At 64.3% G+C, this 21,620-nt stretch carries 26 protein-coding genes; 15 read left to right on the top strand and 11 right to left on the bottom strand.

Features of this window, described 5'->3' with window-relative positions; all coding sequences use genetic code 11:
• The first annotated feature begins 27 nt into the window (after positions 1-27).
• From AB7F49_RS10410 to AB7F49_RS10390, 5 genes are all read left to right on the top strand, one after another.
• Positions 28-756 carry an ABC transporter ATP-binding protein gene (locus AB7F49_RS10410; RefSeq protein WP_428521978.1) on the top strand — a complete coding sequence of 243 codons (729 nt, stop codon included), beginning with the start codon at positions 28-30 and terminating at the stop codon, positions 754-756.
• Positions 753-3,323: an ABC transporter permease gene (locus tag AB7F49_RS10405; protein ID WP_428521976.1), complete on the top strand. Its 2,571-nt coding sequence runs from the start codon at positions 753-755 to the stop codon at positions 3,321-3,323. Before AB7F49_RS10410 ends, AB7F49_RS10405 begins: the two co-directional genes overlap by 4 nt.
• A 158-nt stretch (positions 3,324-3,481) precedes the next feature.
• Entirely contained in the window at positions 3,482-4,300 is an 819-nt protein-coding gene (locus tag AB7F49_RS10400) for a Bax inhibitor-1/YccA family protein (protein WP_428521975.1), read from the top strand.
• Positions 4,301-4,485: 185 nt separating this feature from the next.
• A complete protein-coding gene (locus tag AB7F49_RS10395; protein ID WP_428521973.1) occupies positions 4,486-5,256 on the top strand; it encodes a Bax inhibitor-1/YccA family protein in 771 nt (256 codons plus the stop codon).
• Between the two features lie 106 nt (positions 5,257-5,362).
• Positions 5,363-5,890: an N-acetyltransferase family protein gene (locus tag AB7F49_RS10390; RefSeq protein ID WP_428521971.1), complete on the top strand. Its 528-nt coding sequence runs from the start codon at positions 5,363-5,365 to the stop codon at positions 5,888-5,890.
• Positions 5,891-5,944: 54 nt separating this feature from the next.
• On the opposite strand, the gene AB7F49_RS10385 is transcribed toward AB7F49_RS10390, so the two are convergent.
• From AB7F49_RS10385 to acnA, 3 genes are all read right to left on the bottom strand, one after another.
• On the bottom strand, positions 5,945-6,319 hold the full coding sequence (locus AB7F49_RS10385) for a DUF2794 domain-containing protein (protein WP_428521969.1): 375 nt from the start codon (positions 6,317-6,319) through the stop codon (positions 5,945-5,947).
• A gap of 413 nt (positions 6,320-6,732) precedes the next feature.
• Positions 6,733-7,392 carry a DUF1223 domain-containing protein gene (locus tag AB7F49_RS10380; protein WP_428521967.1) on the bottom strand — a complete coding sequence of 220 codons (660 nt, stop codon included), beginning with the start codon at positions 7,390-7,392 and terminating at the stop codon, positions 6,733-6,735.
• A 268-nt stretch (positions 7,393-7,660) separates the two neighbouring features.
• On the bottom strand, positions 7,661-10,366 hold the full coding sequence (gene acnA / locus AB7F49_RS10375) for an aconitate hydratase AcnA (RefSeq protein ID WP_428521965.1): 2,706 nt from the start codon (positions 10,364-10,366) through the stop codon (positions 7,661-7,663).
• 223 nt (positions 10,367-10,589) lie between these two features.
• On the opposite strand from acnA, the gene ccmA reads away from it, so the two are divergent.
• From ccmA to AB7F49_RS10350, 5 genes are all read left to right on the top strand, one after another.
• On the top strand, positions 10,590-11,192 hold the full coding sequence (ccmA, locus tag AB7F49_RS10370) for a heme ABC exporter ATP-binding protein CcmA (RefSeq protein WP_428522058.1): 603 nt from the start codon (positions 10,590-10,592) through the stop codon (positions 11,190-11,192).
• Positions 11,189-11,857 carry a heme exporter protein CcmB gene (gene ccmB / locus AB7F49_RS10365; protein ID WP_428521963.1) on the top strand — a complete coding sequence of 223 codons (669 nt, stop codon included), beginning with the start codon at positions 11,189-11,191 and terminating at the stop codon, positions 11,855-11,857. The genes ccmA and ccmB overlap by 4 nt, the downstream gene beginning before the upstream one ends.
• Positions 11,858-11,981: 124 nt before the next feature.
• Positions 11,982-12,716 (top strand): heme ABC transporter permease, encoded by a 735-nt coding sequence (locus AB7F49_RS10360; RefSeq protein ID WP_428521961.1) that lies wholly within the window; start codon positions 11,982-11,984, stop codon positions 12,714-12,716.
• Positions 12,717-12,728: 12 nt separating this feature from the next.
• The gene (gene ccmD / locus AB7F49_RS10355) at positions 12,729-12,932 is read left to right on the top strand and encodes a heme exporter protein CcmD (RefSeq protein WP_428521959.1); all 204 of its coding nucleotides are present in this window, start codon (positions 12,729-12,731) and stop codon (positions 12,930-12,932) included.
• Between the two features lie 2 nt (positions 12,933-12,934).
• Complete coding sequence (locus tag AB7F49_RS10350; protein ID WP_428522056.1) at positions 12,935-13,522, top strand: DsbE family thiol:disulfide interchange protein; 588 nt, start codon at positions 12,935-12,937, stop codon at positions 13,520-13,522.
• Between the two features lie 15 nt (positions 13,523-13,537).
• Here AB7F49_RS10350 and AB7F49_RS10345 read toward each other — a convergent pair whose 3' ends face one another.
• From AB7F49_RS10345 to AB7F49_RS10330, 4 genes are all read right to left on the bottom strand, one after another.
• The gene (locus AB7F49_RS10345; RefSeq protein ID WP_428521957.1) at positions 13,538-14,233 is read right to left on the bottom strand and encodes a DJ-1/PfpI family protein; all 696 of its coding nucleotides are present in this window, start codon (positions 14,231-14,233) and stop codon (positions 13,538-13,540) included.
• An 18-nt stretch (positions 14,234-14,251) separates the two neighbouring features.
• The gene (locus tag AB7F49_RS10340; RefSeq protein ID WP_428521955.1) at positions 14,252-14,821 is read right to left on the bottom strand and encodes a septation protein A; all 570 of its coding nucleotides are present in this window, start codon (positions 14,819-14,821) and stop codon (positions 14,252-14,254) included.
• 88 nt (positions 14,822-14,909) lie between these two features.
• Positions 14,910-15,581 (bottom strand): carbonic anhydrase, encoded by a 672-nt coding sequence (locus AB7F49_RS10335; protein ID WP_428521954.1) that lies wholly within the window; start codon positions 15,579-15,581, stop codon positions 14,910-14,912.
• A 141-nt stretch (positions 15,582-15,722) separates the two neighbouring features.
• Positions 15,723-16,478, bottom strand: coding sequence for a DUF429 domain-containing protein (locus tag AB7F49_RS10330; protein WP_428521952.1), 756 nt, complete (start codon positions 16,476-16,478; stop codon positions 15,723-15,725).
• 58 nt (positions 16,479-16,536) lie between these two features.
• Between AB7F49_RS10330 and AB7F49_RS10325 the strand changes: the two genes are divergently transcribed.
• From AB7F49_RS10325 to AB7F49_RS10315, 3 genes are read left to right on the top strand one after another with little or no spacing between them, the layout of a single operon-like run.
• Positions 16,537-17,415, top strand: coding sequence for an HpcH/HpaI aldolase/citrate lyase family protein (locus AB7F49_RS10325; RefSeq protein WP_428521950.1), 879 nt, complete (start codon positions 16,537-16,539; stop codon positions 17,413-17,415).
• A gap of 20 nt (positions 17,416-17,435) precedes the next feature.
• Complete coding sequence (locus AB7F49_RS10320) at positions 17,436-18,236, top strand: glutathione S-transferase family protein (RefSeq protein WP_428521949.1); 801 nt, start codon at positions 17,436-17,438, stop codon at positions 18,234-18,236.
• 12 nt (positions 18,237-18,248) lie between these two features.
• Complete coding sequence (locus tag AB7F49_RS10315) at positions 18,249-18,863, top strand: LysE family translocator (protein ID WP_428521947.1); 615 nt, start codon at positions 18,249-18,251, stop codon at positions 18,861-18,863.
• 102 nt (positions 18,864-18,965) lie between these two features.
• Here the strand turns inward: AB7F49_RS10315 and leuD are convergent, their stop codons facing one another.
• From leuD to AB7F49_RS10295, 4 genes are all read right to left on the bottom strand, one after another.
• Positions 18,966-19,571, bottom strand: coding sequence for a 3-isopropylmalate dehydratase small subunit (gene leuD, locus AB7F49_RS10310; protein WP_428521945.1), 606 nt, complete (start codon positions 19,569-19,571; stop codon positions 18,966-18,968).
• Between the two features lie 138 nt (positions 19,572-19,709).
• Entirely contained in the window at positions 19,710-20,108 is a 399-nt protein-coding gene (locus tag AB7F49_RS10305) for a GlcG/HbpS family heme-binding protein (protein WP_428521944.1), read from the bottom strand.
• A 31-nt stretch (positions 20,109-20,139) separates the two neighbouring features.
• Positions 20,140-20,580, bottom strand: coding sequence for a metallopeptidase family protein (locus AB7F49_RS10300; RefSeq protein WP_428521942.1), 441 nt, complete (start codon positions 20,578-20,580; stop codon positions 20,140-20,142).
• Positions 20,570-20,806: a hypothetical protein gene (locus AB7F49_RS10295; RefSeq protein WP_428521940.1), complete on the bottom strand. Its 237-nt coding sequence runs from the start codon at positions 20,804-20,806 to the stop codon at positions 20,570-20,572. The genes AB7F49_RS10300 and AB7F49_RS10295 overlap by 11 nt, the downstream gene beginning before the upstream one ends.
• Positions 20,807-20,881: 75 nt before the next feature.
• On the opposite strand from AB7F49_RS10295, the gene AB7F49_RS10290 reads away from it, so the two are divergent.
• Together AB7F49_RS10290 and AB7F49_RS10285 are read left to right on the top strand one after the other, a co-directional pair.
• Positions 20,882-21,184 (top strand): hypothetical protein, encoded by a 303-nt coding sequence (locus tag AB7F49_RS10290; protein WP_428521938.1) that lies wholly within the window; start codon positions 20,882-20,884, stop codon positions 21,182-21,184.
• Between the two features lie 102 nt (positions 21,185-21,286).
• On the top strand, positions 21,287-21,526 hold the full coding sequence (locus AB7F49_RS10285) for a hypothetical protein (RefSeq protein ID WP_428521936.1): 240 nt from the start codon (positions 21,287-21,289) through the stop codon (positions 21,524-21,526).
• Positions 21,527-21,620 lie beyond the last annotated feature (94 nt).

The raw sequence follows: 21,620 nt of genomic DNA, 5'->3' as shown, positions 1-21,620 counted from the left end.
ATATCGTCCTGTGGACCAAAGATTTCAATGCAGCAAAAGCCCTCGTCTGCCGGAACCGCGGTCACCCTGTCCGGTGTCAATCTGTCGCTCGGCAGCGGCGCCGCCCGGGTCCACATTCTCAAGGACATCGATCTTACCATCGGCCGCGGCGAGGCGATCGGCCTTGTCGGCCCCTCCGGCTCCGGAAAATCCACATTGCTGATGGTCCTTGCTGGCCTCGAACGCGCCGATGCCGGCGCGATCGTGGTTGCCGGGGAGGATCTGCGCCGCCTCGACGAAGACGCGCTGGCGCGCTTTCGCGGCCGCAATGTCGGCATCGTCTTCCAGTCCTTTCACCTCATTCCGACCATGACGGCACTCGAAAATGTCGCCGTCCCGCTGGAGCTTGCAGGGGTGCCCGACGCGCATGAGCGCGCCGCGGCTGAGCTCGCCGGCGTCGGACTGAGCGAACGCCTGTTGCACTATCCCGCACAATTATCAGGCGGCGAGCAGCAGCGGGTGGCGCTGGCGCGCGCGCTTGCGCCCAATCCCGCGATTCTCGTCGCCGACGAGCCCACCGGCAATCTCGATGAGAAGACCGGTTCGCAGGTGGTCGAGTTGCTGTTCAAGGGTCATGTCGATCGCGGCATGACGCTGATCCTGGTCACGCACGATCCTTCGCTCGCGCGCCGCTGCGCGCGCGTGGTGCGGCTGCGGTCGGGTCGCATCGAGACCGACGGATCGCAGGAAAGCCTGCGCGAGGCCGCGACCGCATGAGCCTCGTTGCGACACCTCCGCGGACACGTGGCTGGTCGCTGCCGCTTCGATTCGCAGCGCGCGAATTGCGCGGCGGGCTGCGCGGCTTCTATGTGCTGATTTTCTGCATCGGGCTCGGCGTGATGGCCATCGCCGGCGTCGGATCGTTCTCGGAAAGCCTCGCAGGCGGACTGGCGCGCGAGGGCCGGACCATCCTTGGCGGCGATGTTTCATTCGCGCTGTTTCATCGCGAGGCAAGCACCGGCGAGCGCGCATTGCTGACGCGATATGGCCGGGTGTCCGATGCAGCCACCCTGCGCGCCATGGCGCGAGCGTCCGGGGAACGCAGCGCCCTGGTCGAGGTCAAGGCCGTGGACGGGCTCTATCCGCTTTACGGCACGGTCTTGCTCGAACCGGCGATGCCGCTGTCCGATGCGCTCGCGGCTCGCGACGGAATATTCGGCGCTGCTGTCGACATCGCGCTGCTGACCCGGCTCGAACTGAAACTCGGCGATCGCGTCACCGTAGGCGACGCCCCGGTCGAAATCCGCGCCGTATTGCGCAGCGAGCCCGACAAGCTCGCCGGCGGGATCGGATTTGGCCCGCGCATGATCCTGAGTGTCGATGCGCTGCGCGCCACCGGCCTGCTGCAGCCCGGAAGTCTGGTACGCTGGCATTATCGCGTCGCGCTTCCGGACAACGATGCGAGCGACAGCGCGGTCAAGGCACTGATTGCGCAAGCCGACAGGCAGTTCCCGGAAGCCGGCTGGGAGACCCGGTCGCGCGACAATGCTTCGCCACAGCTCGAACGCAACATCGAGCGTTTCACCCAGTTTCTTACGCTGGTCGGCCTGACCGCACTCCTCGTCGGCGGCGTCGGCGTCGCCAATGCGGTCCGCAGCCATCTCGAGCGGCGCCGGGACACCATCGCGACCATGAAATCGCTTGGCGCGACCGGCGGCCGAATCTTCGCGATCTATCTGGTACAGGTCATGACGATCGCGGCCATCGGCACGGCACTGGGACTGGCAGCCGGTGCGGCGCTGCCGTTCCTGATCGCATGGGCTTTTGGCGCCGTGCTGCCGCTGCCGGTCGAGCCCGCCTTGCAATGGTCGCAGCTCGGGCTGGCCGCGATGTTCGGCCTGCTGACAGCGCTCGCCTTTGCGATGTGGCCGCTCGGACGCGCGCACGACATCCCGGTCTCGGCCTTGTTTCGCGAAGCGGTGAGCGGCGCTTTCAGCCTGCCGCGCAAGCCCTATCTGCTCGCCGCCGCCGCCGTGACGCTCGCGCTGGCCGCGCTATCCATCCTGCTCGCCTATGACAGGCGGATCGCAACCGTTTTCGTCGCCGCCTCGGCCGCGACCTTTCTCCTGCTGTACGTGATCGCCATCCTGATCATGCGGTTCGCGGCGATGCTGCCCCGCTCGAAAATCACCGCGCTCCGGCTCGCCATCGCCAACATCCACCGGCCGGGCGCGCTCACCCCATCGGTGGTGCTGTCGCTCGGCCTGGGACTGGCGGTGCTGGTGATCGTGGTACAGATCGACGGCAACCTGCGGCGGCAATTCGAGCAGGCGCTGCCGGACCGCGCACCGGCCTTCTTCTTCGTGGACATCCAGAACAACGACGCCGCACGGTTCGACGCCTTCATCCGCAAGACCGTGCCGGCTGCCAGCGTCGACCGTGAACCGATGCTGCGCGGACGGATCGTTGCTGCGAACGGCGTCAGGGCGGACGCGCTCAAACCAACGCCGCAGGCGGCATGGGCGCTGCAAAGCGACCGCGGTATCACCTATTCAAACGATGTCCCGCCCGGGTCGCGTCTGGTGGCGGGCGAGTGGTGGCCGGCCGATTATCAGGGGCCGCCGCTGCTTTCGATGGAGCAGCGGATCGCCGACGGGCTCGGCCTTAAGGTCGGCGACACCCTTACGGTCAACGTCCTGGGGCGCAACATCACCGCCCGCATTGCCAATCTGCGGGTGGTCGACTGGCAGAGCCTCGGAATCAACTTCGTGCTGGTGTTTTCGCCGAACGCCTTTCGCGGCGCGCCCCACACCCATATCGCAACCCTGACCTTCACCGGCGATACAACGGCGCAGCAGGACGCGGCGATCCTGCGCGACATGGCCGCGGCCTTCCCGGCGGTGACCGCGGTTCGGGTCAAGGATGCCGTCCAGGCGGTGGGCTCGGTGGTCGGAAACCTGATCCTCGGCATCCGCGGCGCGAGCCTCGTCACCCTGATCGCGGCGGCGCTGGTGCTGGCCGGAGCGCTGGCGGCAAGCCACCACAACCGGGTCTATGACGCGATCATCTTGAAGACACTCGGCGCCACCCGCGGACGGCTGATTTCGGCCTATGCGCTCGAATACGCACTGCTCGGGCTGGCGACGGCCATGTTCGGGGTGCTTGCCGGCTCGGTCGCGGCCTGGCTGGTCGTTACGCGGATCATGAACCTGTCCTACGTCTGGCTGCCCATCCCGGCGCTGGCCGCGGCGGCGGCCGCGCTTGCGGTCACGATTGTTTTCGGACTTGCAGGGACTTTCACGGCACTGGGACAGAAGCCGGCGTCGGTATTGCGAAACCTGTAAATTTGCGACATTCAGCCGCGTGGGTCGGTCGAAGCTGCGACGTTCACGACAGAGTATTTTTACCCCGATCCCCTGTATCATAGGCAAAGCTTCGCCATATGAGCGTCGAATCGCGCGATTGGCGATGAAGCTTGGGCGACACATTAGGGAGTTCGATGATGTCGGACTTTGATCGGAACGCGGCCACCTATGACAGGGCCGCAGGGCGCGCAACAACCGCGGTCATAGACCAAGGCCTGCGCTCCTACATGCTGCAAGTCTACAATTACATGATGCTCGGCCTGGCCATCACCGGCTTCGCCGCGCTCGGAATCTACATGCTGTCGGTGACCGGCGACGTTGCGGCAGCCGCAAAGGTCATGCGCAACGGCGCGGAAGTGCCGGCGGCCATCCGTGGCGGCCTGTTCCTGACCCCGATCGGCTACACGATCTTCGTCAGTCCGCTGAAATGGGTCATCATGCTGTCGCCGCTGGCGCTGGTATTCGCGCTCAGCTTCGGCATGGAGCGGATGCGTCCGGCGACGGCGCAGATGCTGTTCTGGCTGTTCGCAGCGCTGATGGGCATTTCGCTCGGCTCGATCTTCATGGTCTATACCCAGACCTCGATCACCCGGGTGTTCTTCATCACGGCAGCCACCTTCGGCGCTCTCAGCCTGTGGGGCTACACCACGCAGCGGGACATTTCCGGCTGGGGCTCGTTCCTCTTCATGGGCCTGATCGGCGTGATCCTTGGTTCTCTGGTGAACCTGATCTGGCCGAGCGGCATGCTGACTTTCGTGGTGTCGATCGTCGGTGTCCTGGTGTTTGCCGGGCTCACCGCCTACGACACGCAGCGCCTGAAGAACGAGTATGTCTATGGCCAGCTCGAAGGCGACATGCGCGAGCGGTCCGCCATCATGGGCGCGCTGTCGCTGTACCTGAACTTCATCAATCTGTTCACGCTGCTGCTGCAGCTGCTGGGACAGCGCGAGGAATAGCAGGGCGCAGCCCGCCGACGTTACGAAAGGTTAAGGGGCCCGGGGGTTTTCCGGGCCCTTTTTCGTTGGGCGGACGCCGAGTCGCTGGAAACAGACGCCGAGCTTCCCTACATTGGCGCCTTGTGTGGCTACCCGCCGGGCGGCCATCCGGCCCGGCGGTATCCGGGCTATCGAGAGGGTTTTCCATGTCCGATTTCGATCGGAATGCGGCCGCCGCACGCGGCGGCTACGCGGACCGCGCCGTCACCTTTGATGCCGGCCTGCGCGCGCACATGATCCGCGTCTACAATTACATGGCTTCGGCGGTCGCGCTGACCGGCGTCGTCGCCTACCTCACCTTCCAGATGGTTGGCGGCAACGCCATCACCGTCACGGGCGGACAGATAAGCGGCCTCACCCCGCTGGGCCAGTTCCTGTTCGGCGGCCCGTTCATGTGGGTGCTGATGCTGGCGCCACTGGCCATGGTGTTCGTGCTGAGCTTCGGCATCAACCGGCTCGCCGCCGGCACCGCGCTGCTGCTGTTCTATGTCTATGCCGGCATTCTCGGCGTATCGCTGGCGACGATCTTCATCGTCTACACCGCCAACTCGATCGCCAATGTGTTCTTCATCTCGGCGGCGGCATTCGGCGCCTTGAGCCTGTACGGCTACACCACCAAGCGCGACCTCTCCCCGATCGGCTCGTTCCTGATCATGGGCCTGATCGGCCTGATCCTCGCCTCGCTGGTGAATATCTGGCTGAAGTCGGACGCGATGTCGTTCGTCATCTCGATCGTGGGCGTGCTGGTCTTTGCCGGCCTGACCGCCTGGGACACCCAGAAGATCAAGGAAATGTACTCGGCCGCCGACGACGACCAGTCGGCCGGCCGCAAGGCGGTGATGGGCGCGCTGTCGCTCTATCTCGACTTCATCAACCTGTTCCTGATGTTGCTGCGGCTGTTCGGCGGCCGTCGCTGACGGCGGCAACTTCCGTGTCCTGCAAGCGCCCCGGTCGAAGCCGGGGCGTTTTTCTTGCTATGATCGGGTGGACGCCGCCCGATCGCGCCGCCTGACACCCTAGCCCATGTCGGTCCCCATCACCATTCGTCCCGTCGCGCCCGAGGATATCAGGGACATCGCGGCGATCTATGCGCATGCCGTCGCGTATGGCACCGCCTCATTCGAGATCGAGCCGCCAAGCGAAGCGGAGATGGCGACGCGCCGGAAAATGCTGGTCGATGGCGGCTTCCCATACCTCGTCGCCGATGTCGGCGGCCGGATCGCGGGATATGCCTATGCGGGTCCTTACCGGCCGCGCTTCGCCTATCGCCACACCGTCGAGGACAGCGTCTATGTCCATCCCCGCGCGCACCGCCACGGTATCGGACGGATGCTGCTCCAGGGCCTGATCACTGAGGCGGAAGAACGCGGATTTCGGCAGATGATCGCGGTGATCGGAGATTCGGCGCAATTGCCGTCGATCGAACTGCACCGTTCGCTGGGCTTCGAGCCGGTCGGAACATTGTCCAATATCGGCTTCAAGCATGGCCGCTGGCTGGACTCGGTTCTGATGCAGCGCGCGCTGGGTGACGGCGCGGCGACATTGCCGTAGCCACGGTCACTGTGTGTCCAGCGCTTTGCACCGCCTGAAAAGGACGGCCCGTGTTCAACCCGCAACCAGACGCAGCTCTTTCTCGAATACGCGCAGCACGCGGTCGAGTTCATGCCCGCGCCGCATGATCAGCCCGGTTGCCGAGATGACGCTATAGGCGCCCTGCCGGCGCGACAGCTTCGGGTTCTTCTCGATGCGATAGATCGGGACTTCGGAAGACCGACGGAAAATCGAGAACACGGCACGGTCCTTCAGGAAATCGATGGCGTAGTCCCGCCATTCGCCGTCGGCGACCTTGCGTCCGTAGACGCCAAGGATGCGGTCGAGTTCGCGGCGTTCGAATCGGACCGGCTGAGCGGGGGCGGATGCCGTGACGGCCGGGACGCCCCCGTGTCGCTCGCTCGGCTCAGTGTCGCCCGTCAAGCTCATGGGCGCCTCCTTTCCTGTGTGACAATCCGATGATGGCCGATGATTGCCGTTGCGGCCTCGCGCCGCAAGTCCCGCGCGCAATGGCAGACGCCGCGCGGCGAGCAAAAAAACCGCTGATCAATCAAGAGCGTGACGCGGTGCCGCAGTCACGGCTTCGTGCGGCCAACCACAATAACGCCCAAATTCGGTCCAGTGCATGCCCCTATGGATTGCGAGGTATGGGCCCTAAGACCCGGTCCGGAACGAGTTCCGGATTCCTCAGCCCCCCAGCCCCCCGGGGCTCCAACGGATCGGGTCCATTGTACCGCGTACGGTTCAATCCCCAATGCTTCAAGGCCGGCTTCGTGCCGGCCTTTTTTTGTCCGCAGACAGGATCGGGCGTTGCAGGAATGCGCGTCGCGCAATTCGCAGGTTCACCGAAGCGATGCAGTGGTGGCGCCGTAGACCTTGCCCGGTGCTTCCGGCTTTCCCGCCTGTACCAGCACGGCTACCGCATCGAAGTCGCCCTTCGCCACGATCTCCGAGATCGACTTTGAAAACTGCATCGGCTCGCCCTTCCAGTCACCGAGCTTGACCCAGCCGCGCACAACATTCGTATAGGTGACGGTGTGCCCGCGATTTTCACCGCGGCCGATCGGGACCGGAACCTTCTTGCTGAGCGGACACAGCCAGACCTCCGCCGGTTGCACGGGCTGCTTCGCCGCCGGCAGATCGACATTGATCTTGCCGTCAGCGATCGAAACCTTGAGCGGAAGCTGCGAATTCTGTGCGCCGGCGCGCGCATGCTTCACGGCGCGTTCGATCGCGTGCCTGTCACTGCCAAGCACATGCGCCGCGCCGTTGACCACCACTTGCGGCGTGTAAACCGCGCGATCGCCCCGCGCGCCCGCATAACCGCGTTGGCGTTTCACATGACCGGGCAGTGCAAGGGTGTCCTTCCAGCCGAGATAATCCCAATAATCAACCGACAGGCTCATCGGCAGAATTGTCGGGTCCTTGGAAAGCTCGCCGAGAAGCCGGTCCGCGGCTGGGCAGGACGAGCAGCCCTGACTGGTGAAGAGTTCGACCACCACGCGAGAATCTCCGGCCGCAACCGGGCCACCCGTCAACACCATCCATGCCGAACAAGCGGCTGCGAGAGCAGAACAGGACCTGCCGAGATTCATGCCGGACTTTCTGTTTCTTGGCCGGCGCGCCCGCACCGGCAATGGGACCGCCGTCCACATAGCCCCACCGCCCACGGCCCGCCACTCAATTCGGAGTGACATGGCCCCCGGAAAACCCTTGCTGAATCGCGGGAAAACGGCGCGGCATAACGACACCGCCAAACCGCGAATCGTCTCAGGCTGCAAGCTGCCGCAGCACATATTGCAGGATGCCGCCATTCTTGAAGTATTCGAGCTCGTCGAGCGTATCGATCCGGCAAATCAGCGGCACGTTCTTCATGGTACCGTCCGCCATCGTAATTTCTGCGGTCAGTGTCTGACGCGGTCGCAAATCCTGCATGCCCCGGATCGTGACGGTTTCGTCACCCTTCAGCCCCAGCGTCTGCCACGACGTGCCTTCCTCGAACACCAGCGGCAGCACACCCATGCCGACCAGATTGGATCTGTGGATGCGCTCGAAGGACTGCGTGATCACGGCGCGGATGCCGAGCAGAATCGTTCCCTTGGCGGCCCAGTCCCGCGACGAGCCGGTGCCGTATTCCTTGCCCGCAAACACCACCAGCGGGACCTTCTCCTGCTTGTAGCGCATGGCGGCGTCGTAGATCGGCATCTGCTCGCCGTCCGGATAGTGGATAGTGACGCCGCCTTCGACGCCCGGCACCATCTGGTTCTTGATGCGGATATTGGCGAAGGTGCCGCGCATCATCACCTCGTGATTGCCCCGCCGCGTGCCGTACTGATTGAAGTCGATCGGCTTGACGTGATGCTCGATCAGATACTTGCCGGCGGGAGAAGCCTGCTTGATCGAACCGGCCGGGGAGATGTGGTCGGTCGTGATCGAGTCGAGGAAAAGCCCCAGAATATGCGCGTTCATCACGTCGGTCGGCGGTGTCGGACGCGGCTGCAGCCCAACGAAATACGGCGGGTTCTGCACGTAGGTCGAGTTGCTGTCCCACGCATAGGTCAGCCCTTCGGGCACCGTGATCTTGCGCCAGTTGGCATCGCCCTTGAACACGTTGGCGTATTTCTTCGCGAACACTTTCCTGGTGACGTTCCTGCGGATGAAGCTGTCGATCTCCTTGGTGGTCGGCCAGATGTCCTTGAGCATCACCTTCTTGCCGTCCTTGTCGAAGCCGATCGGCTCCTTGGCCAGATCCTTCTGCATCGAGCCCGCGATCGCATAGGCGACGACCAGCGGCGGTGATGCCAGATAATTCGCGCGCACGTCCGCATTGACGCGGCCTTCGAAATTGCGGTTGCCGGACAGCACCGCAGCGGCGACCAGATCGTTGTCGTTGATGGCTTTCGAAATCTCCTCCGGCAGCGGCCCTGAATTGCCGATGCAGGTGGTGCAGCCATAGCCGACGAGATTGAAGCCGAGCTTGTCCAGATCCTTCTGCAGGCCCGAGCTCGCGAGATATTCGCCGACCACCTGCGAGCCGGGCGCAAGCGACGTCTTCACCCACGGCTTCGACGTCAGGCCCTTGGCAGCCGCCTTGCGCGCCAGCAGACCCGCACCGATCATCACGCTCGGATTGGAGGTGTTCGTGCAGGACGTGATGGCGGCGATCACCACATCGCCATTGCCGAGATCGTGCGCGCGACCGGGAACGGCGACGCGCGTGGCAAGCTCGCCGGCCTTCTTGAATTCCTTGTCCATCGCCGACGCAAACTCGGCCTTCACCGCCTTCAGCGTCACGCGGTCCTGCGGGCGCTTCGGACCGGCAAGCGACGGCTCCACCTTGGCGAGATCGAGCTTCAGCACGTCGGTGAATAGCGGATCCTGCGTCGCCGCGGTCAGATACATGCCTTGCGCTTTGGAATAAGCCGCAACCAGCTTGACGCGCTCGTCCTTGCGGTTGGTGTCGCGCAGATATTTGACGGTCTGCTCGTCGACCGGGAAGAAGCCGCAGGTCGCACCATATTCCGGCGCCATGTTGCCGATGGTTGCGCGATCCGCGATCGACAGATCGAGCACGCCAGGGCCAAAGAATTCCACGAACTTGCCGACCACGCCGCGCTTGCGCAGCATCTCGACCACGGTGAGCACAAGGTCGGTCGCGGTTACGCCTTCCTTCAGCTTGCCGGACAGCTTGAAGCCGACCACCTCGGGCAGCAGCATCGACAGTGGCTGGCCCAGCATCGCGGCCTCGGCCTCGATGCCGCCGACGCCCCAGCCGAGCACCGCCATGCCGTTGACCATGGTGGTGTGCGAATCGGTGCCTACCAGGGTGTCGGGATACGCGATCTCCGCCGCGACCGGCTTGCCGCCGACCTTGAGCTTGGTCTTCTTGCCGGTCCAGACAACCTGCGAGAGATATTCGAGATTGACCTGATGGCAGATGCCGGTGCCGGGCGGCACCACTCGGAAATTGTCGAACGCCTTCTGCGCCCATTTCAGGAATTTGTAGCGTTCCTGGTTCTGCTTGTATTCCTCATCGACGTTCAGCTTGAACGCGGCATTGTTGCCGAAGAAATTCACGATCACCGAATGGTCGATGACCAGATCGACCGGCACCAGCGGGTTGATCTTCTGCGGATCGCCACCGAGCAGATTCATCGCATCGCGCATCGCGGCAAGGTCGACCACCGCCGGCACCCCGGTGAAATCCTGCATCAGCACACGCGCCGGACGAAACGCGATTTCGCGATCCGAGGATTTCTTCTTGAGCCAGGCTGCCACCGCCAGGATGTGCTCCTTGGTGACGGTGCGCCCGTCTTCGTTGCGCAGCAGGTTCTCCAGCAGGACCTTCATCGAGAAAGGCAGCCGGGAGATTCCCTTCAGGCCGTTTTTCTCCGCCACCGGCAGGCTGTAATAGGCGTAGGTCTTGGCGCCGACTTTCAGGGTGCGGCAGCAGTCGAAACTGTCGAGCGAGGTCATGGATTTGTGTCTTCCGTTTGCCTTCCGGCCCTCGCGAATCACAGCTAACGTGTTGGGAACACGTCACTTTTCCGGGCGCGCCGGCGCGGCGCCAAGGATTGGCGAGAAGCGATCTAATCTACGGCTTATAAAATCTTTTTGCGCGATCTGCCATATGAACCAAAGGCTTCAACAACATGTCGCAGCAGGCGACCGCCCGGAAAGATCATAAGTGGCTGATACGATGACCCTTTCGGCGCAAGCCCTGAGCTGCCAGCGGGGCGGCCGCCCGGTTTTCGAAGGGCTTGGATTTTCCGTCGCAGGGGGCGAAGCGCTGCTGGTGACCGGGCGCAACGGCGCGGGCAAGTCATCGCTGCTTCGGATGATCGCGGGGCTGCTGCGGATTGCGGGGGGCACCTTGTCGCTTGCCGGCGGAGACCCTGAGCGCAGCATCGGCGAGCAGGCGCATTATCTCGGTCACAGCGACGCGCTGAAGCCCGCGCTGACGGTCGCGGAGAATCTCGCATTCTGGTCCGCATGGCTCGGCGGCGCCAGCGAACCGCGCGAGGCGCTCACCGCGGTCGCGCTGGAGGCGCTGGCCGAGTTGCCGGCGGCCTATCTCTCGGCCGGACAGAAGCGGCGCCTCTCGATCGCGCGCCTGGTCGCCGTGAAGCGGCCGCTCTGGCTGCTCGACGAACCGACCTCGGCACTTGATGCCGCCTCGCAGGCCGTGCTGCTCGATCTGATGCGCGGGCATCTCGCGGGCGGCGGAATGATCGTCGCGGCCACGCATCTTCCACTCGGCCTCCATGGCGCAAGCGAACTCAGGCTGGAGCGCGCCGCATGAGCGCGCTCAAAGCGCTGTTCGTGCGCGACATCCGGATCGCGATCCGCGTCGGCGGCGGCGCGATGATCGGGGTGCTGTTCTTCATGACCGTGGTGACATTGATGCCGTTTGCGATCGGGCCGGATCTGGCGCTGCTGCAGCGCATCGGCCCGGCGATCCTGTGGCTCGGCGCATTGCTGGCGAGCCTGCTGGCGCTCGACCGGCTGCTGGCCGCCGACCAGGAGGACGGATCGCTCGACCTGCTGGTGATGGGAACCGCGCCGCTGGAACTGGCGGTTGCAATCAAGGCGCTGGCGCATTGGCTCACTACTGCGCTGCCGCTGGTGATCGTCGCGCCGCTGCTCTCCCTGTTCCTGAATCTCGATCTGGCCGCCACCGGCGCGGTCACCGCCACGCTTCTGGTCGGAACTCCTGCGCTGACTTTCATCGGCCTGATCGGGGCCGGCCTGACCGTGACGCTGCGGCGGGGCGGTTTGTTGCTTCCCGTACTGATCCTGCCGCTGGCGGTTCCGGTGCTGATTTTCGGGGTGTCCGCTTCGAATGCCGCGGTGATCGGTCCGGTACCATTCGGCACGCCGTTCACCATCCTCTGCGCGCTGACCCTGATGTCGTTCGTGGTGGGTCCCTTTGCCGCGGCGGCGGCGCTCAGGGCGGGACAGGAATAGATCACGAATCCGTGTTCTTGGCTGCCCAGTGGCGGCTTTGTGCGACCAAAGCGGGAGACATCTTCCGCCATTTCGCGCGGATTGGATCGTGTATAAATAGCGGACGCCATCAAAAGCGAACGTCATGGCCCTGATCGATCTCGCCAATCCGACCCGCTTCCTGTCGCTGTCCGCGCGCATCCTGCCCTGGATCGCGGCGGCGACCGCGCTCTGTTTCGCCTGGGGTTTCTGGCTGATCGCCGGTGCGCCGGACGACTACCAGCAGGGCGCGACCGTCAAGATCATGTTCATCCATGTGCCGTCGGCCTGGCTCGCCATGATGGGCTGGACGGTAATGACCATTGCGGCGCTCGGCACGCTGGTGTGGCGCCATCCGCTCGCCGACATGGCCGGCAAGGCCGCAGCTCCGATCGGCGCGGCCTTCACCCTGATCTGCCTGCTCACCGGCTCGCTCTGGGGCCGGCCGATGTGGGGCACCTACTGGGTGTGGGACGCGCGGCTGACGTCGGTATTCGTGCTGTTCCTGATGTATCTCGGCGTGATCGTATTGTGGCGCACCGTCGACGATCCGACTCGCGCCGGACGTGCCGCCGCGATCCTGACGCTGGTCGGCGCCATCAACATTCCGATCATCAAGTTTTCGGTCGACTGGTGGAATACGCTGCACCAGCCCGCCTCCGTCGTGAAGATGAGCGGACCTGCGATCCATTCCAGCATCCTGATCCCGCTGCTGGTGATGGCGATCGCGTTCACGCTGCTGTTCTTCACGCTGCATCTCGCCGCGATGCGAAACGAAATCCTCAAGCGCCGCATCCGCTCCATGCAGTTGCTGCAGGCGGAAGCCGCACCAGGCCGCTAACGGATAGAACCCATGGACCTCGGACCGCACGCCACTTTCATCATCGCGTCCTACGCGGCGACCGCATTCATTCTCGCGATGCTGATCGGCTGGATCGTGGCGGAGAACCGCGCTCTGAAGCGTAGATTGGCCGACTTGGAATCCCGGGGCATCAAGCGCCGCTCCGATGAGCGCAAGGCAGCGCCACGGAAGTCCGAGGCGCATTCCCTCGCATGAGCATGGCATCCGAAACCACCGGCAGCGGCCTGCGCCGGAAGCTGCTCGTTGCGCTGCCGCTGATCCTGTTCCTCGCTCTCGCCGCGCTGTTCCTCTACCGGCTGGGCGCCGGCGACCCCTCGCGGATTCCGTCCGCGCTGATTGGGCGGGAGGCCCCGCGCGGCGACCTCCCGCCTGTGCTCGGACTGGTGACGGACGGCAAGCCGGTGCCCGGACTCAATGGCGCCGACTTCAAGGGCAATGTGACACTTGTGAATGTGTGGGCATCGTGGTGCGTGCCCTGCCATGACGAGGTCCCGCAACTGGAGGAGCTTGCGAAAGACAAGCGCATCCGGCTGGTAGGCATCAACTACAAGGATCAGCCGGACAATGCGCGCCGCTTCATCGGCCGCTACGGCAATCCGTTCACGGCGGTCGGCGCCGACCCGAACGGGCGCGCCGCGATCGAATGGGGCGTCTATGGCGTGCCGGAGACCTTCGTGGTCGGACGCGACGGACGCATCGCCTACAAGCTGGTCGGGCCCATCACCGAGCAGAACCTGAAAGCGGTGCTGATGCCGGCGATCGAAAAGGCGCTGGCGGCGAAATAGCCGCCGATCCGAGGTTCAGCCGCCTTTCGCTTTCAGCGCCTGCGCGGCCTGTTCGACCAGCGCCTCGCGCCGCTCGCGTCTGGCACGTCCCAACTCCGTCGCCGCGGCGACGATATGCGGCGGCGACGTGAACGGCGTGCCGCCTTCGAACGGCGGCGCCGGGTCGTATTCGATCAGAAGCTGGATCTGCCGCGCGGTGTCTTCGCCCATGACATCGGCGACCACACGGAACGCCGCGTCGATCCCGGAGGTCACGCCTCCCGAGGTGTAGAACTTGCCATCCACGGTGAGCCGCTCGTCGGAGGGCGTCACACCGAACTTCGCGAGGAAATCGCGCGCCTGCCAGTGTCCGCCAGCGCGACGGCCCGTCAGCAATCCGGCCGCGGCCAGCAGCAGCGAGCCGGTGCAGATGCCAAACACATATTTCGCGCGCTCGGCCTCCCGGCGGGCGTAATCGAGCCACGCCTCGTCGAGCATCGCGGTATCGATGCCGGTGCCGCCCGGGATCACGAGGATGTCGCTCGGCGCAGCGGTGTCGCGCGTCTGCGTCGGCAGGATGGTCAGCCCGCGATCGGTGCGGACCGGGTCCATCGACACGGCGACAAGGTCGAGCGTCCAGCCCGGCACTCGCGACAGCACTTCGTAAGGCCCGGTGATGTCGAGCTGCACCATCTCGGGGACGATGATGACGTTAACCTGCATGATGCGCATGTCCCTGGCGGCGAAGTGTCAGCCCTGCGCCTCATCCGCCTTCGCGTATTTCTGCAGCACCGGCAATTGCGCCAGCGCATAGACAATCGTCAGCGGAATGAAGCCGAAGGTCTTGAACGCCACCCAGAAATCCGTGGACTGCGTGCGCCATACGACTTCGTTGAGCATCGCCATCGCAACGAAGAACGCAATCCAGCGAATGGTCAGGATGCGCCAGCCTTCCTCGGTGAGGTGAAAGGCGGAATCGAACGCGATTTCCAGAAACGGCTGCTTCAGGATCAGACCGGCAGCCAGCACACCCGCGAACAGCAGATAGATAATGGTGGTCTTGAGTTTGACGAATGTCGGATCGTGCAGCCAGATCGTCAGCCCGCCGAATACCAGCACCACCGCGCCGGTCACCAGCGTCATCACCGGAAAGCGGCGGATCAGCGCGTAGGAGACCGCGACCGATACCACGAAAGCCGCCATGAACGCGGCCGTCGCCCAGAAAATCCCGGCGCGCCCATTCACCACGAAAAACAGGATCAGCGGCCCGAAATCGAGCGCGAGCTTCACGAACGGATTGAGCTGGGCTTTCTGTTCCATCGCCGATGTCTAGCCGATCTGATCCCTTGGCGCGACCTGCATGCTTGCGGTCGATCCTCACGGAGCCGACGCAGCCCGCGGCGTGCAGTCAGAACCGCGGCGCCGCCAGCATCTCGGCGTGCTCCTCCCTCGCGACCGGAACGAATTCGCCGCCCTCGCGATCGCATGCATACAGCGCGCCGGTCGCCACTCCGAAATAGGCGCCGTGGATCGAGACCATGCCCCGTTCGATCATCTTGGCAAGCCGCGGGAAACTCATCAGGTTGTCGAGACTGTTGACGATATTGGCCTGTTCGAGCCTGCGCAGATAATCGGCCGGAGATTCCGCGCCGCGCGGGCCGATGCGCTCCATCGCCGGCGCCATCAGCTTCATCCATTTGCCGATGAAGTCGCCGGGCGAGAGCGGCTCGGCGTCTTCCGCGAAGGCCCGCACGCCGCCGCATTGCGCGTGTCCCAGCACGACGATGTGGCGGATCTTCAGCGCGGCGACGCCGAATTCCAGCGCCGCCGACACGCCATGCGGCCGGTCGTCCGGCGCGTAGGGCGGCACGATATTCGCGACATTGCGCACCACGAAGAGTTCGCCCGGCCGCGCGTCGAAAATCACCTCGGGCGACACCCGGGAGTCGCAGCAGCCGATCACCATGATCTCGGGCGATTGCCCACTTTCGGCGAGCTCCCGGTAGCGATTCTGCTCCTCGCGCAGGCGGCCACCGAGAAATGCCGAATAGCCTTCAACGAGGCGGTTGGGGAAAGACATGGAACGCTCGCTTTCTGTTCGTCGTTCCGAGGCGCGAGCGCAGCGAGCGAACCCGGAATCCAGAGCGGGGAGCGGCGGTATTTGACGCGCTGGATTCCGCGCCCCTTCGCTGCGCGAAGGTCCCGGAATGACCATACTTATTCACGCCCAGATCGCCATCCGCAACCCGTAACGATCGACCGGCGGCGGATCGGGGAATGGCGTCGCCACGCCCGCATGAATGCGCCGCGCGATCGCGGCGCAAGCCAGCGCATCGAGCAGATCATCGGCGGCAGCGCCTCTGGGTGCCGCGCAATTGATCAGCGCGGCCGGAAGCGCGCTTGTCAGCAGCAGATGACGGCGCAAGGCGAGGCCCGCCTCGCAGAGCTTTCCCCTGACCTTCTTGGGCTCGGTCAGCGGCCGGGCGCCGTTCAGTCGCCAGAACGCGAGTTCGGGATGCACCTCGTGCACCCGCGCAGCCGCAGCGGCATCGGACCGGAGGCAGGCATCGACTTCGCGGATTTTCGGCGCGATCATGAAAAGCTGCCTGGAAATCTTGCGCGGCGGTTCGGAAGTCGCCAGCGCGATGTCGCAGGCAGCGCGGTAATCGGCTTGCTCCAGTGCCGCGCGCGACGGAACCGAAAACACGGCGGATTGCCGCGCGCCGAGCAGCGGACGAACCGCGTTTTCGGCCGCGCGTCCGCCAGGCCCGGTGCGCTCGGGCAGTCCGACGGGCATGTCGACCGCGATCACTGCGGGCGTCTCCGGCGCGCTCAGAATTTCGGCAAAATGCGGCGTGACCCGGATGCGCGCTTCGTCACCGGACCGCCGGACAAATGCAGCCACCCATCCCGCCCGGCAGCCGTCCACCCCGGCAAGCCATGCGTCCGCGTCATCCGTTCGGCCATTGTCGTCCATGGCTTACGCTGGCATGAGAATGGCAGCGCCGCTAGGCTGGCGGGACCAGGGAGACACCATGACGATCCGACCGCGCCGATCGGTCCTCTACATGCCGGGCTCGAACGCGCGCGCCATCGAAAAGGCTCGCACCCTGCCCGCCGACGGCGTGATCCTCGATCTCGAAGATGCGGTTGCACCGGACGCCAAGACGGCGGCCCGCGAGCAGGTCACCGCCGCGGTGAAGCAGGGTGGCTTTGGCGCGCGCGAAGTCTTCATCCGCGTCAACGGCATCGACACGCCATGGCATTCCGACGATCTGACGGCGGCGGCGCTGGCGGCTCCCGACGCGATCCTGGTGCCGAAAGTCAATTCATCGGCCCAGCTTGAGATTCTCGGACAGCGCCTGCTGGACATGAAGGCCGACCACAAGACGCGCATCTGGGCGATGATCGAGACGCCGGCGGCGATCCTCAACATCGTCGATATTGCGGCTGCCGCGAAGGATTCCGAAACACGGCTCGCGGGCTTCGTGCTCGGCACCAACGATCTTGCCAAGGAAACATCGGCTCGGCTCGTTCTTGGCCGCGCACCGATGCTGCCCTGGCTCACGACCTGCGTGCTGGCGGCGCGCGCCTATGGGCTCGCCGTTCTCGACGGTGTCTTCAACGATATCGGCAATGCGGAGGGCTTCTTCGCCGAGTGCGAGCAGGGCCGCGATCTCGGCATGGATGGCAAGACGCTGATCCACCCCAATCAGATCGAGCCCTGCAATCGCGCCTTCTCGCCGAGCGAGTCGGAGATTGCGCAGGCGCGCAAATTCATCTCCGCCTTCGATCTGCCGGAGAATGCGGACAAGGGCGCGATCATGCTGGACGGGCGCATGGTCGAGCGCATGCATGCCGACATCGCGCGGCGAACCGTTGCGATCGCGGACGCGATCGCGGCCAAGGGCTAGTCGTCCGCGCGGACAGGACCATGCTTGAACTCTATCATCACGGCTCGTCGGTCTGCGCCGCCAAGGTGCGGTTCGCGCTGGCAGAAAAGCGGCTCGGCTGGGACGGTCATTACGTCGACATTCTCGCCGGCGAGCAATTCCGGTCCGATTTCCTGCGCGTCAATCCGCGCGCGATGGTCCCCGCGCTGGTGCACGACGGCCATATCATCATCGAATCGACGGTCATCTGCGAATACCTCGAGGAGGTCTTTTCTGACCATCCGATCTTTCCGCGGGACCCGATCCTGCGCGCGCAGGCCCGGGTCTGGACCAAGGCGGTGGACGAGGAATTGCACCCCGCCTGCTCCGCCATCACCTACGTGGTTTCGCATCGCCATACCATTCTGCGGAGCGTGCAGAAGTTCGAAGACTTCCTGAAGGCGCCGTCTTCCGACAGCGCCGAGGCGCGCAAGGTCAAGTGGCAATGGATCGAGCACGGCCTCGCCGCACCGGGTGCGCCGGAAAAAATCCGGCTCTATGACCGCTATCTGCACAAGATGGAGGAGAGCCTGAAGGATCGGGACTGGCTGGTGGGAGACGCCTTCTCCATCGCCGACATCGCGCTTGCCCCCTATGTCAATCGTCTCGACATGATGTCGATGAATCCGATGTGGCAAGACGGCAGGCTGCCGCGCGTGGAGGACTGGTTCGAGCGTGTGCGCAGCCGCCCGAGTTTCAAGCCGTCCTTCCTTGACTGGATACCCGATGGCCTCAGAAACGATCTTGCCGCCAACGGCGCGAGGTCGTGGCCGCAGGTCAGAGCGACGCTGCAGATGCAATGAGCCGGAGTTGTCATGTCCATCGAACTCTTCGCCGCCTACCTTCTTGCCTGTGTCGTCTTTACGCTGGTGCCTGGTCCGACCGTCACGCTGATTGTCGCGAATTCGCTGACACACGGCACGCGGGCGGGCCTCGCCAATGTCGCCGGCACCCAGGCCGGCCTGGCCGTGTTCGTCGGAGTGTTGTTGATCGGGCTCGCTTCCGTGATCGAGACCATGGGCGTGTGGTTCGACTGGATCCGCTTTCTCGGCGCGGCCTATCTGATCTGGATCGGCATCCGGATGTTTCGCTCATCGGGCCGGCTCGACGATCCGGGACAGACGCCGAGGCCGCGCGGCGGCTTCTTTCTGCAGGGCTTTCTGGTGATGCTGTCGAATCCGAAGGTGCTGATCTTCTTCGGCGCCTTCATCCCGCAATTCGTCGATCCCGCGGGCGATTATGTCCTGCAGGTGATCCTGCTCGGATTGACCGCGATGCTGACGGCCGCAATCACCGACGGCGCCTATGCGATCCTGACCGGGAGAGCCCGCGTGATGTTCACGCAGGCGCGGGTGCGGCTGGTCTCGAAGCTGAGCGGGGTGTTCCTGATCGGCGGCGGCGTGTGGCTGGCGCTGACACGGACGCGGTAAGCGCGCGCTGCCATCTGTAGCCCGCATGAAGCGAAGCGAAATGCGGGACGGGCCGTCCCGGGTTTCGCTGCGCTCAATACGGGCTACGGTCCGTCCAGGCGATCACATCCAAGGCCGTTCTTCGCCGACCTTGCTCTCGAAGGTATCGATCTTGTCCTTCTTGATCATGGTGAGCCCGATATCGTCGAGACCGTTCAGCAGGCAATGCTTGCGGAAGGCATCGATCTCGAACCTGATCACGCCCCCGTCGGGGCCGCGGATCTCCTGCTTTTCGAGGTCGATGGTGAGCGTGGCATTGGCGCCGCGCTCGGCGTCGTCGAACAGCTTGTCAAGTTCGTCCTGTGTCACGCGAATCGGCAGAATGCCGTTCTTGAAGCTGTTGTTGTAGAAAATGTCGCCGAACGAGGTCGAGATCACGCAGCGGATGCCGAAATCAAGCAGCGCCCATGGCGCGTGCTCGCGCGAGGAGCCGCAGCCGAAATTGTCTCCGGCGACCAGGACCTTGGCATTGCGGTAGGCGGGCTTGTTGAGCACGAAGTCCGGGTTCTCGCTGCCGTCGTCGTTGAAGCGCTTCTCCGAAAACAGGCCCTTGCCGAGCCCGGTGCGCTTGATGGTCTTCAGGTATTGCTTCGGAATGATCATGTCGGTGTCGACATTGACCACCTTCAGTGGCGCCGCCACGCCTTCCAGAATAGTGAATTTTTCCATCGTTCCGGTACCCTTTGGCCGGCCGCCCCGAGGGCCGCCTGGAATTGTTGTTGTCATGCAATCGGCCGGGTCCGGGGTCAAGTAGGCGGCCCCGGCGCCGGTGTCGGGTCTGATGTGCAGGGTCGCGCGGGGGCGCGGTCAGCCGATTGTGTCGATGCCGGCCTTCGCGATCACCTCGTCTTCGTGCGACTGCACGCCCGAGACCCCGATCGCACCCACGCATTCGCCTTCAACCATGATCGGAAGGCCGCCCTGAATCTGCAGCACACCGGGAAAATTCATGAAGGCCGGACGCTCCTTGACGCGGTCCTCCCAGAATTTCGACGGACGCCGGGTGATGGCGGACGTCTTCGCCTTCAGGGCCGCGACCTCCGCGGTCGTGGCGCTCGCGCCGTCCATCCGGTCGAGATAGAGCAGAATTCCCGCGTCGTCGACGATGGCGACGGTGACGCTCCAATTGTTCTTTTCGGCCTCGGCGCGGCAGGCCGCGGCCATCGTGTGAACGTCGGACGATTGCAGGCACGGCTTCTTTCGCATGTGTCACTCCCCGGGGATTTGGCGCTTCGGATCAAACAACGCTGGCTTCGATCGCTTCCATATCTTCGTCTGACAGGCCGAAATGGTGGCCGATCTCGTGGATCAGCACATGGGTGATGATGGCACCCAGGGTTTCATCATGCTCGGCCCAGTAATCGAGGATGGGACGGCGGTACAGCCAGATCATGTTGGGCATCTGGCTGGGCGCGCTTTCGGAACGGAACGGCAATCCGATGCCCTGGAACAGGCCCAGAATGTCGAACTCGCTCTCGAGTTTCATTTCCGCAACCACGTCGGCGGAAGGAAAATCATCGACGCGAATGATGACGCCTTCGCACAGCGAGCGAAAGCCATCCGGCAGCCGCCGGTACGCATCCGCTGCAATGACTTCCATCTCGTCAAGCGAGAGCGACTTGACTGGCCGCCAGGCCAGCGGATCGGCGAGCGGACCTGCGGGATTGTCAGAGGACATAGGTGACGTACAGATAGACGGCCAGAGCAACAAACGCGACAGCGCTGAGGGTGCGGCCGATGCGGCGCCCCCACTTTTCGATCGAATCGCTGGACGGCGCGTCGGCTGCGGCGAAATAGTCGCGCGACCGTCCGAACATGCCGCCCAGGGCATCGCCTTCGCGGCGAAGCCGCGCGAGATCGGCGCGCGCCGCCTGTTCCTTGTCGGTTCGGGGACCCGGTTCCATGGGGGCACCATAGGCCGGCCCGCGTCCCGGATTCAAACGGTTGACGTTCCAATCCGAATGAGAGAGCGTTCCTGCATGAGCAGGTTGCCCGTCCTTGTCATCGCTGCGGCGATTGTGTTGCCGGCTGTGAACGCCTCCGCACCGGTTTCATCGGACGAAAACGCGCGTCGCGAAGGAACCGAGCTCTCGTCACAAGCGCGTCAGCGTCCGCGGGTTCGGGTGACTCCGCCAGCGGCCTACGACTATCCGCGGCCCGGACCCTATGCGTGGCCCGGTCCCGGCATGGTGCGCCGATGCGTCGACTGGTACGCGACCGAGTACCGGCCGAGTGGAACCGTGGTGACACCGCAGATGCGGTGCCGGTGGGTGCGGGGTTAACTTTCATTCGTCTTTGGGGTAACTTGTTCGACGGGGACGATTGCAACGAATGCCTCAGGGCGTCTATCTGGTGGAGAGGCAGGTTCACCTTGGAGAGACCTCATGATGAAAACTCTCGGCTTCCTCGCTCTGTTTGGTGCGCTGGTCGCGCTGACGCCCGCAACGGCGAACGCGGCATCGGATGGTGCACGCAACGCGGCTCCTGCAGTGACACACGACGAGATCAGTGCGCGGCGCTACTACCGGTATTACCGGCCGTATCGCTATTACCGGCCGTACCGGTATTACTACCGCCCGCGCTATTATTACCGGCCATACCGGTACTACCGCCGCTATTACTGATCGCGCGATAGCAAGGTTGACGAGAAGGCCCGCTCTACGAGGCGGGCCTTCTGCTTTTTGCGCATGGCTTGCGTCCACCCGCACGCAACCGCTG

This window comes from Pseudorhodoplanes sp., assembly GCF_050250235.1.
Classification (GTDB): domain Bacteria; phylum Pseudomonadota; class Alphaproteobacteria; order Rhizobiales; family Xanthobacteraceae; genus Pseudorhodoplanes.
The sequence above is the reverse complement of the archived record's forward strand: the minus strand, read 5'-3'. Positions and strand labels throughout refer to the sequence as shown.